We start from the raw sequence: 11602 nt of genomic DNA, 5'->3' as shown, positions 1-11602 counted from the left end.
TGGCGTATTTGTTAAAAGTCATTTTTGAAAAAAATCGTGCTTGAAAATTTAATAAAATTATCATTCACTATTAATGAGAAAAGCCCTAAGGGGTTTTTACTACAACCAAATGAAAAGATACTATACTCAACCCATTGATCAATTACAGCTTAGTGACTACAGTAATTTAGTGTCTATGGCATTATTAGAAGATTGTCCGAATGGGGATATAACATCGGAGTCAATTTTTTTGGGAGATGACCAGTGTCGTGCAAGCCTTGTTCCAAGAGAAGAGGGTATTTTTTGTGGGATGGGGGTTGTTTCTGAAATATGTAAGCAAACCGGAAACACTTTCACTTATACCTTTTATAAAAAAGATGGCGACTCATTCGTAAAAAATGTACCTATTTTAAAAATGGAAGGAAACCTGAACACTATTTTGAGGGTGGAGAGAATTCTGTTGAATTTCATCCAGTATTTGTCTGGAATATCTACACAAACAAATTCTTTAGTAAAGCGATACAATCAAAAGCTGATGATATTTGACACAAGAAAAACTTTACCGGGGTATAGAAAACTCGCCAAGTATGCTGTATATACAGGAGGTGGTGCAAATCACAGATTGGATTTGTCGGACATGGCAATGATCAAGGACAACCACGTTGCAATGGCCGGCTCGATTGAAGAAGCTGTAAGTAAAATCAGGAATAAATTCCCGGATAAGAAGATTGAAGTTGAAGTGGACAGTATTTCTCAGATTGAAGAGGTAGTTCGTTCCAAGGCAGAAATTATTCTATTAGATAATTTTACTATAGAAGATACGATTGTAGCAATAAAAAAAATCAAAACTTTAGATTCTACTCTACTCATAGAGTGCTCGGGTGGGATTACTCCTGAAAAATTAGAAGCACTTTCCCAGTTTGAGGGCATCGGGGTGAGTATGGGGTATCTCACTCATACTACTAAATTTCTTGACCTGAGTCTTGAAGTTGAGAGGATCTAATGGCGGCTGAAAAATCAGTTTCGCAAGATTCTTTATTTAAAATCATTGACGATCGGTTTGGAAAAGAGGCTTTGCAAGTTGTACAAAAGGCGTACAATTGCGCTAAAAAAGCCCACGAAGGACAGTCAAGACTTTCCGGTGAGCCTTATATTATTCATCCTTTAAGTGTAGGCTATATTCTTGCAGAGATGGGGTTGGACTATGTTGTAGTTGCTGCCGGGTTATTGCACGATATTGTAGAAGATACTTACTACACCAAGGAGAGGATTCAAGCAGAGTTTGGACAGGAGATTTGTGAATTAGTAGAAGGTGTAACAAAAATTTCTGAAATAAAAAATCAAACCAAAGAAAATGTAGCCGCAGAAAATATTCGTAAAATGGTTTTGGCAACGATACGCGACATTCGTGTAATTTTAATTAAATTAGCCGACAAGACTCATAATATGAGGACACTAAAATTTCAACCTCTTGAAAAAAGAAATAGAATTGCAAATGAAACTTTGTCTTTGTATGCACCAATTGCCGGGAGACTAGGTATCTACAAAATCAAATCAGAATTGGAAGATTTGTCTTTTCAAATTTTACATCCAAACGAATACCAAGAAATTAAAAAGAGGATTGCTTCTAAAAAATCAGAAAGAAATGAATATATAGAAAAAATTAAAATTATTTTGAAGCAGAGACTTTCTGAGATTAATATTCAAGCATCAGTAGAGGGAAGGGCAAAACATTTTTATTCGATTTATCGAAAAATGAAAACAAAAGAAAAAGGTTTTAGTGAAATCTTCGATTTGAGAGGAATTCGTATAATTGCAGAAGAGATGAAGGATTGCTATGGAGTGCTCGGAATTGTGCATACTTTATGGGCACCTGTTCCAGGTAGGTTCAAGGACTATATTGCAACACCTAAAACAAATTTATACCAGTCGTTGCACACTACAGTAATTGGACCGGATGGAGTTCCTATGGAAGTGCAGATTCGTACAAATGATATGAATCAAACCGCAGAGTATGGGATTGCCGCACACTGGTCCTACAAAGAGGGAAATTCTTCTGAATCAACAATTACTCCAAAGTGGATCGAAAGATTGAAAGTATGGCAGGACTCTACTTTAGATCCTTCAGAATTTTTGGAAGAGCTTACGTTTGATTTGCACGAAGACGAAGTATTTGTTTTTACACCTAAAGGAGAAATCATCGAGCTTCCAAAAGGCTCTACAATTTTAGATTTTGCATTTAGAATTCACACAGACATAGGTTTATATACAAAAGGAGCAAAGATAAATGGGAGGATGGTTCCGATTCGCACTGAACTAAAATCGGGTGATCAAATCGAAATCATAACTGATAAAAAAAATAAACCTTCTCCTATTTGGCTTAGAATCGTAAAAACTTCTTCTGCAAGACAGAAACTTAGACAGTATTTCAGAAAACTTCAAGAGGATGCATCTATCTCTAAAGGAAATGAAATTGTTCAAAGTAGTATAACGAAAGTAGATTTAGATTTATTAAAGAAACAAAAAGCAGAGAAAAAAAAGAATCAAAAAGAAATCACTATTATTGTCGCAGGAATCAAAGACATAATGGTGCGTCTTTCGGGGTGTTGCTCCCCACTTCCCGGAGACGAGATTATTGGGTTTATTACAAGAGGCAGGGGAGTTAGTGTTCATAAGAGTAGTTGCGAGGTAGCTAAAAAGCAATCTGAAAAAGTCCGAATGGTTGCTGTGCGTTGGGGTGGGGTCAGCGATCCTATCCCTGTTTGGATCGAAGTTCGTGCTTATGACAGACAAGGAATTTATTTGGAGATGGTAGAGTGCATTACAAGAACTGAGACTAATATTATAGAAGCAGGCGCTTCTTCCTTACAGGGAGGCACTTTGTCGGCTAAGTTTCAAATTCAAATAGAGCACAACGATCAACTTCAGGAAATTTTAGACAATCTAAAATCATTAAGAAATATTATTTCCGCAGGTCGGGTAAAAGGAGTGTAGATTTTATTCAGGTTTGAATAAATCTGCCCTCTTCCAATTCAATGTATGCGTTCAGTAATTCTTCTTCTGTATTCATTACAATCGGTCCTCTCCAAGCAATCGACTCTTTAACAGGTTTGCCTGCAATCAATACAAACCTTGCTCCATTGTCTGAGGTCGAAATTTTTAGAATTTCTCCCGAAGACAGTAGAACAATTTCTCCCTCTACAATTTTTTCTTTTTTTGATTCGCCAATATACATTTCTCCATGAAACAAATACAGGAACATTGTGACATCTTCTTTGTGCAAATATTCCCAACTTGCGTTAGGCGAAATCAATACGTCTAAATAAACCGGCTTTATGATTGTGTCCTCTACAGGCCCTTTTTTTCCGTCCAATTCTCCGGCGATTAATTTGACTAAAACAGAATCAGTTTGAATTATAGGAATTTTATTGACTGAAATGTCTTGGTACCTCGGAGACATCATTTTATGAGTAGCAGGGAGGTTGAGCCACAATTGGAATCCAGATAGTTTCCCTCCTTCGAGTTTAGGCATTTCTTGGTGAAGAATTCCTTTGCCCGCAGTCATCCATTGAATGTCTCCTGCTCCAATTTCTCCTTTATTTCCCAGATGGTCTTGGTGTTCCATCTTGCCGGAGAGCATGTAGGTGACAGTTTCTATTCCTCTATGGGGATGAAAAGGAAATCCAGAGATGTAGTCGTTGGGGTTATCGGAACCAAAATGATCCATGAGTAAAAATGGGTCAAAAAGCTCTGTAGTATTGTAACCCAAAAGTCTGGTTAGTTTCACTCCTGCACCATCAGATGTTTTTTGTCCTCTTAGTGTCTTTTTGATTTTTCGTTCTACCATAAAAACTCCTTGCAATAAATAGTTTAATGTTAAACTATCGATTATTTAGACTGTTTTTTTTTTGAAAAGATTTAATTTTTTTCTGAAAAAAACATAATATAAGAATATATTTTCTGACAACTTGGAATTCGACCTGTTTTGATTCAATTTCAATATAATCTTGATAATTGGAATTTTATAGAAATCTTGCTTTCGAATAAGTAAATTCGTTGTATGGAAAATCTTGTTAATTCAAAGTTTTTGAATTGGAAAGCTGCAAAACGATTTTGTGTAGATTTTGTATGTAGGCAAATTATTTAGATTGAAAAATTTGTCATTTTAGAAAAAATGTCTTTTAAGCTAAGGAGAATTGTATGGCGGAAGAAAATCAGGAAAAAAAGAAGAATAAGAAGATCTCAAAAATGAGCATTCAGGAAATTGATTCAGCTCTAAAAAAATCTACCGAAACTATGGTAGGCGAAAAAAGCAAATATGTCCAACATCTTGTTCAAAGAAAGGCGGAACTTTCTAAAAAATAAGATACACCTCCATTTAGATTGCTTCAGTTTATTTCAATCAGCCATCAATATGCCTCAAATATTCTATTTGAGGATTTTTCATGGCATATAAAGCCCAATCAAAAAATAGCCTTAGTGGGGCCAAATGGTGCCGGTAAGACTACGCTTTTTCAAATGGCGATTGGGAAAATCTCCCCGGACAGTGGCGAGGTGATTCGTCCTAAAAATACAGCAATATCCTTATTTCAACAAATCCCAGAATTTGACTCTAATAGAACAGTATTAGAAACTGCTCTTGAAGAAAATATTTTGTACAAGGAATATTCTGCAAAAAAAAAACAAATTGATAGTAGATTTGAAACGATAGATTTGGATAGTAAAGAATTTGAAATTCTTTTGCATGATCAAAGTGAATTGGAAGATTTTGCCAATTCGCACAGATTGCACGAGTTGGAAGTCAGTGCAAAAAAAATTTTGTCAGGTCTTGGATACAAAGATGAATTTTTTGAAAAGAAAATAGGTGATTTTTCGCCCGGATTCAAGCACAGACTTGCGCTTGCAATAGCACTCTTAAACCCTCACAATCTACTTTTGTTGGATGAGCCTACAAATCATTTAGACGATGCGTCCAAGGAATGGCTTTCAGAATATTTGAAGTCAATTCGTATCGCGTTTGTATTGGTTACTCACGACCCGGATTTTTTAAATAGAACTACAAATACAATTGTTGAAATTTCCAAAAAAGGTGTAACAGAATTTACAGGGACGTTAGACGAGTTCCTTGAAGAAAAAAATGAAATTCACGCAAAATTAAAAGAGCAATTCAAAAAGGAAGAATCCTACTTAAAAAAAAGATCAGAATGGATAGAGAGATTTCGCTCTAAAGCGACTAAAGCCAGACAAGTTCAGAGCGCTATAAAAAAATTAGACAAAAGGGAAAAGGTAGAAAACCCGGAAGAACTTTTCTGGAATAAAAAACCGGATTATAATTTTCGTTTTACTCCGGACGGGAAAATTTCTTTTCGTTTGGAAGATGGCTCTTTTCGATATTCTGAAAATTCTAAACCAATATTTCAAAATGCTTCTATGGAAGTTTCTTCAGGCGAAAAGATTGCCTTAGTCGGTCCAAATGGTGCCGGCAAATCTACACTTCTTCGCGCACTTGGGAAAAAATCCAAACTATCTTCAGGGTCGATTTATTATGGACCAAAAACTTCAATAGGGTATTTTTCGCAAACGCATGGAGAAGAGCTAAATTCTGAACTCAATATGTTGGAAAGCGTTCAGAAGAAATTTCCAGAAATCTCAGAAGAATCTATTCGAGATATTTTGGGGCATTTTGCATTTTCGGATGACTTGGTGTTTAAAAAAGTAAAATCAATGTCCGGTGGAGAGCAATCAAGACTCCGGTTGGCTCTTATGGTACTGAGTCCTTCCAATTGTTTGTTGTTGGACGAGCCAACAAACCACTTAGATATGGTGACACGAGATGCTTTAAAAAGGGCACTCGCAGATTTTCCGGGTAGTGTGTTAATTATCAGCCACGATCCTGATTTTTTAAAAGGTTTATGCTCAAGAACTTTCGAGCTGATTGGTGGAGAATTAAAAAATTTGAATTGTTCCTTCGATGACTATTTGAAATTTCATAAAGAAGGGGTTTACGAAGAACCAAAAAATTATAACCCAAAGCCAGACAAACCAAAGTCTCAAGATAAGAATAGAATAAAAAAAATTCAGAAAGAAATTTCGGAATTGGAAGGAAAGATTTCACTTTTAGAAAAAAATAAAGTCCGATTAGAAGAGCTACTTGCGGATCCAGGGTTTTATAAGAATAGAAGTTACCAAACTGAGTTAGACAATTATAGTGAAGTCAAAAAAAATCTCAACTCACATTCTGCAAAATGGGAAGCGCTTAGTGAAGAGTTAGAAAATCTGCAAGAGAAAAGGCCATGAGTCAAATACTTGAAATTTCAGCGTTAGAATTGAAAAGGAAGTTAGACGAAAGAGATACGGGTGGGGTCTCTTTTATTTTGCTGGATGTTAGAAATGAAAACGAAAGCGAAATATGTACAATTCATGGAACAGATTTTCTTATCCCTGTAAAATTATTGAAGAGTAGAATCTCTGAACTCACAGAAAATATTCTTTTAGACACTGAAATTGTTGTGTATTGCAAATCTGGCGTACGTTCGATTACAGGGGTAGAGATTTTATTAGAAACAGGTTTCAAGAAAGTATCTCACCTTGAAGGAGGAATACTTTCCTATATTCGGGATGTGGCTCCCGATTTACCGGAATACTAATTTGAAAGGAGTATATTTGATTTTGTCCTCATCATTTTTATTCAGTGTGATGGGGTTACTTGCAAAATTTAGAGGAAAAGAAGTCAGCTCTTGGGACAATGTATTTTATAGAAGTTTTTTTGCAGTGGTTGTGCTTACTCCTTTGTTTATCTATGATAAATTTATTGCAAAGAAAATTTCTGAGAAGGGTGGAAAGAAATTTTTTCTTATATCGAGAGGGCTTTCAGGCACTTTTTCTCTATTTTTATTTTTTTATCTGATTCAAAACCATTCATTGGGGCTTGCTGTAATTTCTGTGCAAACCTCACCGATTTATCTTACTCTATTTGAAATCTTAAAAAAATCAGAAAAGCCTGATTTGAAAACCATTCTATCTATCGTAGTTGGATTTATCGGAATACTTTTTACATTTCAAATATCTGCCGAACATTTTTTCGATTTTGGTATTGCTGGGATTTTATGTGGGATTTCAACGGCATACTCTTACAATTCTCTTCGTGAGATGAGGGGAATTTATAATCCACGAACAATCGTTCTCTCGTTTTGTATTCTTGGTAGTGCAGTGCCTTTTGTGTTAAAATTTTTCCAGCTTGGCAGTTGGTATTCTAAGTTAGGAAGTCCCTCTATCTCTTTACCGAGAAGTGAGACTGATTTCGTATTAATTCTTTCTATCGGTCTCTTTGCAATGCTTGGACAAATTTTTCTGACTAAGGGGTATGTGTATTTACCGGCATCGGAAGCCTCTGCACTTGGTTATTCTTATGTAGTGTTTGCTCTTGTTTTAGAGTTTTTCTTTGGAAATCATGTACCAAATAAGTTTCAGATTTTAGGAACTATTCTGATAGTTTTGAGCGGTATTATCATAGCTATTAAAAGAAGAAATACAAAAAAGATCTTATCAGAAAATTAACCGCTTGTATATAGTTTTATCTGAATATATTTTGGAAAGATGAAATTGAAAAATAAAAAAATAACTCTTTTTACGTTAATTTGCTTTTTATTCGTAAGCCAAACTTTCGCTGAAAAAAAGAAAGATTTCAGTATTGATTTTGTAAAAATTCCACAAGGTGAATTTCAATTTGATAATTCTTACTACAACCAATTTAATAGGGTCAATAAGAAAGAGATTCATTCTGACAAAGATGTGGTTACTGTAAAGATATCCGGTTTTCATATTTCTTCTAAACCGATTACAAGAATGGTGTGGGAAAAAATTATTGGTGACGAAAAATTTTCTCCTTGGTCAGAATATCCTGAAAAATGCCCTGAATGTCCGGCAGAGAATTTGTTATTCAAGGACGCTGTTTTGTTTCTTGATGCAATGTCTATGAACGATTTTGGAAAAAAAGCTGTTTATCGTTTGCCTACAGAATCTGAGTTGATTTATATATTTAGCCAATGTGAAAAAAAATCTTGCGATAAGATTAAGAGCTTTGGAAGTCAGATAGAGATTAAGATAAAGGGAAAATACAAGAACCAGTTTGGAATTACTCCTGATTGGAGTTCAGTAAATGAAGATGATTTTGGAGGAGTATATCCAAAGAAAAGCCCAAAGATTTATTTTTTTACGGAGGACTTCCCATCTAATAATTATCTTAGCTCTCTAAAATCAGAAAAACAAATTTTAACCGATCCAAAACCTCAACCGGATTCAAGCTTCAATTACGGCAGAACACTATTGAGTTTTTTTTTATTTGATGATAAATTTCAAATCAACAGACTTGGCCATTCTATTAATATGCTTCCCGAAAATTCAAAAGTTTATTTTTATGCGGTAAAGAAATGAAAAAATATTTATTTTTATTAATTCTCATTTTCACAAATTGTATTTCCTCATCATACTCTAAGAGGTTTGATCCAGTTCACTACTCGTATTCGCAAAATGAATATGGGAAAGTAAAGCCAGTGACACTTGGGAAAGAGGTTGATTCTTTCTCCAAGAATGGAGAGATAGTAGTTCAATTTGAAAATGTTTTAGAAGGAAAGGGAAGGATAATTTCTTATCGTATTAACCACGATGAGAAAAAGTATAAAATTACCGAGGCAGATCCTTCTTCAAAAGAGAAAAGAATCTCATTTTTACTATATAGGGTTGGACTTAACCTATTTGATGAGAATAAAAAAATCCCTGAAAGAAATTTGATTTCAGTGGGTATTAACAAAGAAGATATTAGAGATGAGATAGTCCTTATTTTTATGAGTGAGTTAAGCAGCAGGATACAATATGTTATTATTGAAAGAAAAAAAACTGATCCTGAAATTTTTGAAAAAAATTTCATGCCAAGAACTGTTCAATTGTATTCTGACGATCTCAAATGGGTTGTAAGAGACACTCCTACTTATTATTTTAAGAATACTCTTTATTATCTTGGGTTTATTATTACAGTTCCGTTAGATATAATCACTTCTCCTATTCAGCTGATAGGTGGAGCTTATATTTTGTTTTCTGGAGGATTTGTAAAATAGGTTATAGCCCAAGTCTTGCAAAAATAAATTCAACTCTTTCAAGATATGGTTTTATATCAAAAATTTTATCTAAGGCAGTTGAATTTAGAATAGAAGAAATTTCAGAGTCTTTTGACAACCTGTCTCGTAAATTTTCTTTTGAGTCTCCCCAAACTGCCATTGCGTGAGATTGTATTTTCTCGTAGGCTTTTTCGCGAGATAGATTTCCTTTTTCGATTAAGTAGAGCATGGCTTTTTGCGAAAAAATAAGTCCACGTGTAACGTCTAACGTTCTTTTTGTTGCATCGGGATAGACATGAAGATTTTTTAGTACATGATTCATCTTTACGAGTATATACTCTAAAGCAATAGTGGAATCAGGTAAAATGATTCTCTCTGCCGAAGAATGAGAAATATCTCTCTCGTGCCAAAGAGGCATATTTTGAAAAGAAACATTTACATTGGAACGAATGACCCGTGCAATTCCTGAAATTCTTTCGCACACTACAGGATTTCTTTTATGGGGCATGGCTGATGACCCTTTTTGACCTTTTGCAAAAGGCTCTTCTACTTCTCTGCCTTCCGTTTTTTGTAGAAGTCGAATCTCAGTAGCCATTCTATCCAAAGAGGATGCAGTAATTGCAATTGCACTCATATAATTTGCGTGTCGATCTCTGGTGATTACCTGAGTAGTGATAGGATCAACTTCTAATCCCAATTTATCACAAATATATTTTTCGATTTCAGGATCTATATTGGAGTATGTGCCAACAGCACCAGAAAATTTTCCTACTGCAATTTCATTTTTTGCAGTCTTTAGTCTTTCTAAATTTCGTTTCATCTCAGAATAGAATAATGCAAACTTTAATCCTAAAGTCATCGGCTCGGCGTGGATTCCGTGCGATCGACCGATGCAAGGGAGGTCTCTATATTCTTTTGCCTTTTCTGCGGTAGTATCAATCAAAGTATTTACTCGATCTATTATTATATCAACGGCTTGAACCATTTGGATGCAAAGCGCAGTATCTCCAATATCAGAAGAGGTTAACCCATAGTGAACGTGGCGTGACGCATCCCCAATGTAAGAGCCTAAATTCGTAAGAAAGGCAATAACATCGTGTTGCAGTTTTTCTTCTAATTCTAAAATTTCTGCAACGTTAAATTTAGCTTTAGATTTTATGTCAAAAAAATCTTTCTCAGGAATTTCTCCTTTGTTAAACCTCGCTTCACAAGCAAGAATTTCTATCTCAGTCCAGATTTTGAATTTATTTTCTAACTCCCAAATTTGTGCAATTTCAGGATTGCTGTATCTATCTATCATTTTGTTTCCTTTAGAATTTCATTGTTTTATTTTTCCAAATAAATGCAAATGAGTTTTTGTGTTTAGCTTATGTGAAATTTTATGGAAATGGGAAATAAGGGATTGAGATTTTCGACATTATTTTTACGATGAATTTTTTTAGAAAAAGTGCAATGGGGTGAGAGCTTATGAATCAAAATAATCATACAAATCAATTTGAAGAAAGAGAAATCAAAGAGGAAGTTTTTCTTTGCAATAAGAATGGGTTATTGAATTGGGATTCTGTCGGATGGTCAAGAAATCCTTTGCAAGTTTCAAATTTATCTGGAAATTGGCTACGAAAGAAAAAGTGGAATTATTGGTGTGTGGTTGGCAAAGACTATATGTTTTCAATTACTCTTACTGATTTGGATTATTCAGGGATGGTCTTTGCTTACTACTTGAATTATAAGACTAAGGAATTTTTTGAAGATTCTATTTTGATTTCTTTTGGTTTAAATTTAAAAATGGGGGAGAGGGTGGGTGACGATGCAGTCTATAAATCTAAAAAGTGCACTGTAGAGATGTTACCCAAAAATGGTTACACAGAATTGAAAATAGATTGGAAAGATTTCATAGGGAAGCCTTTAAAATCTGAGCTCAAGGTACACAACCCTAAAAACCACGAAACATTAAACGTTGTAGTCCCTTGGAGCGATTCACAATTTCAGTTTACTTCCAAACACCACACTCTCCCTACTGAAGGATATTTTATTCACGGTGAAAAGAAAATACAGTTTAGAAAAGACGAGACTCTTGGGTGTTTGGATTTTGGTAGGGGGATTTGGCCTCGGAGTATTTCTTGGAATTGGGGAGGTGTATCAGGTATGTCGGATAACGCATTAATCGGTCTAAATCTTGGAGCCAAATGGACTGACAATACTGGAATTTCTGAAAACTCAATATGCTTAGATGGGAAATTAGAAAAAATCAAAGAGCCTTTACAGTTTACATACAATACAAAAAATTTCATGGAGCCATGGAAAATTCAATCGACGATTTACAAAAATGTTGATTTAGTCTTTACTCCTTTTTATGAGAGAGTTGCTGTCTCCAATTTTTTAATAATTCAATCAGAGGTTCATCAATTATTCGGGCATTATAAAGGTAGAATTAATTTTCAAGGGAGGGAGTATTATTTGGAAAACTTAACAGGTTGGGCGGAAGAACATTTTGCTAAGTGGTGAAATTT

The 11602-nt window shown here is 34.8% G+C and carries 11 protein-coding genes; 9 read left to right on the top strand and 2 right to left on the bottom strand.

Features of this window, described 5'->3' with window-relative positions; genetic code table 11:
- Window positions 1–109: 109 nt before the first annotated feature.
- Together nadC and HS129_09910 are read left to right on the top strand one after the other, a co-directional pair.
- The gene (nadC, locus tag HS129_09915) at window positions 110–982 is read left to right on the top strand and encodes a carboxylating nicotinate-nucleotide diphosphorylase (GenBank protein MBE7412355.1); all 873 of its coding nucleotides are present in this window, start codon (window positions 110–112) and stop codon (window positions 980–982) included.
- Window positions 982–2973 (top strand): bifunctional (p)ppGpp synthetase/guanosine-3',5'-bis(diphosphate) 3'-pyrophosphohydrolase, encoded by a 1992-nt coding sequence (locus HS129_09910; GenBank protein MBE7412354.1) that lies wholly within the window; start codon window positions 982–984, stop codon window positions 2971–2973. Before nadC ends, HS129_09910 begins: the two co-directional genes overlap by 1 nt.
- Window positions 2974–2980: 7 nt before the next feature.
- Here HS129_09910 and HS129_09905 read toward each other — a convergent pair whose 3' ends face one another.
- On the bottom strand, window positions 2981–3826 hold the full coding sequence (locus tag HS129_09905; GenBank protein ID MBE7412353.1) for a pirin family protein: 846 nt from the start codon (window positions 3824–3826) through the stop codon (window positions 2981–2983).
- A 353-nt stretch (window positions 3827–4179) separates the two neighbouring features.
- On the opposite strand from HS129_09905, the gene HS129_09900 reads away from it, so the two are divergent.
- From HS129_09900 to HS129_09875, 6 genes are read left to right on the top strand one after another with little or no spacing between them, the layout of a single operon-like run.
- Entirely contained in the window at window positions 4180–4344 is a 165-nt protein-coding gene (locus HS129_09900; protein MBE7412352.1) for a hypothetical protein, read from the top strand.
- Window positions 4345–4362: 18 nt separating this feature from the next.
- Window positions 4363–6276 carry an ABC-F family ATP-binding cassette domain-containing protein gene (locus HS129_09895; protein MBE7412351.1) on the top strand — a complete coding sequence of 638 codons (1914 nt, stop codon included), beginning with the start codon at window positions 4363–4365 and terminating at the stop codon, window positions 6274–6276.
- 14 nt (window positions 6277–6290) lie between these two features.
- The gene (locus tag HS129_09890; GenBank protein ID MBE7412350.1) at window positions 6291–6626 is read left to right on the top strand and encodes a rhodanese-like domain-containing protein; all 336 of its coding nucleotides are present in this window, start codon (window positions 6291–6293) and stop codon (window positions 6624–6626) included.
- A 22-nt stretch (window positions 6627–6648) separates the two neighbouring features.
- Window positions 6649–7536: a DMT family transporter gene (locus HS129_09885; GenBank protein MBE7412349.1), complete on the top strand. Its 888-nt coding sequence runs from the start codon at window positions 6649–6651 to the stop codon at window positions 7534–7536.
- Window positions 7537–7581: 45 nt separating this feature from the next.
- Window positions 7582–8412, top strand: a complete 831-nt coding sequence (locus HS129_09880; protein ID MBE7412348.1) for a hypothetical protein — start codon at window positions 7582–7584, stop codon at window positions 8410–8412.
- Window positions 8409–9092, top strand: coding sequence for a hypothetical protein (locus HS129_09875; GenBank protein ID MBE7412347.1), 684 nt, complete (start codon window positions 8409–8411; stop codon window positions 9090–9092). Before HS129_09880 ends, HS129_09875 begins: the two co-directional genes overlap by 4 nt.
- A gap of 1 nt (window position 9093) precedes the next feature.
- Here HS129_09875 and HS129_09870 read toward each other — a convergent pair whose 3' ends face one another.
- Complete coding sequence (locus HS129_09870) at window positions 9094–10392, bottom strand: adenylosuccinate lyase (GenBank protein ID MBE7412346.1); 1299 nt, start codon at window positions 10390–10392, stop codon at window positions 9094–9096.
- 167 nt (window positions 10393–10559) lie between these two features.
- Here HS129_09870 and HS129_09865 point away from each other — a divergent pair, with 167 nt between their 5' ends.
- Window positions 10560–11597 carry a DUF2804 domain-containing protein gene (locus HS129_09865; GenBank protein ID MBE7412345.1) on the top strand — a complete coding sequence of 346 codons (1038 nt, stop codon included), beginning with the start codon at window positions 10560–10562 and terminating at the stop codon, window positions 11595–11597.
- The last annotated feature ends 5 nt before the right edge of the window (window positions 11598–11602 follow it).

It is taken from the genome of Leptospiraceae bacterium, from assembly GCA_015075105.1.
Taxonomy (GTDB): domain Bacteria; phylum Spirochaetota; class Leptospiria; order Leptospirales; family Leptospiraceae; genus JABWCC01.
Note: the sequence above shows the minus strand (reverse complement) of the source record. Positions and strands in the feature narration are given on the sequence as shown.

Bases quoted from the DNA above. Each gene is read 5' to 3' on its own strand.
- HS129_09865 (MBE7412345.1), top strand. From the start codon at position 10,560: ATGAATCAAAATAATCATACAAATCAATTTGAAGAAAGAGAAATCAAA.
- HS129_09910 (MBE7412354.1), top strand. From the start codon at position 982: ATGGCGGCTGAAAAATCAGTTTCGCAAGATTCTTTATTTAAAATCATT.
- HS129_09900 (MBE7412352.1), top strand. From the start codon at position 4,180: ATGGCGGAAGAAAATCAGGAAAAAAAGAAGAATAAGAAGATCTCAAAA.
- HS129_09905 (MBE7412353.1), bottom strand. From the start codon at position 3,826: ATGGTAGAACGAAAAATCAAAAAGACACTAAGAGGACAAAAAACATCT.
- HS129_09870 (MBE7412346.1), bottom strand. From the start codon at position 10,392: ATGATAGATAGATACAGCAATCCTGAAATTGCACAAATTTGGGAGTTA.
- nadC (MBE7412355.1), top strand. From the start codon at position 110: ATGAAAAGATACTATACTCAACCCATTGATCAATTACAGCTTAGTGAC.
- HS129_09875 (MBE7412347.1), top strand. From the start codon at position 8,409: ATGAAAAAATATTTATTTTTATTAATTCTCATTTTCACAAATTGTATT.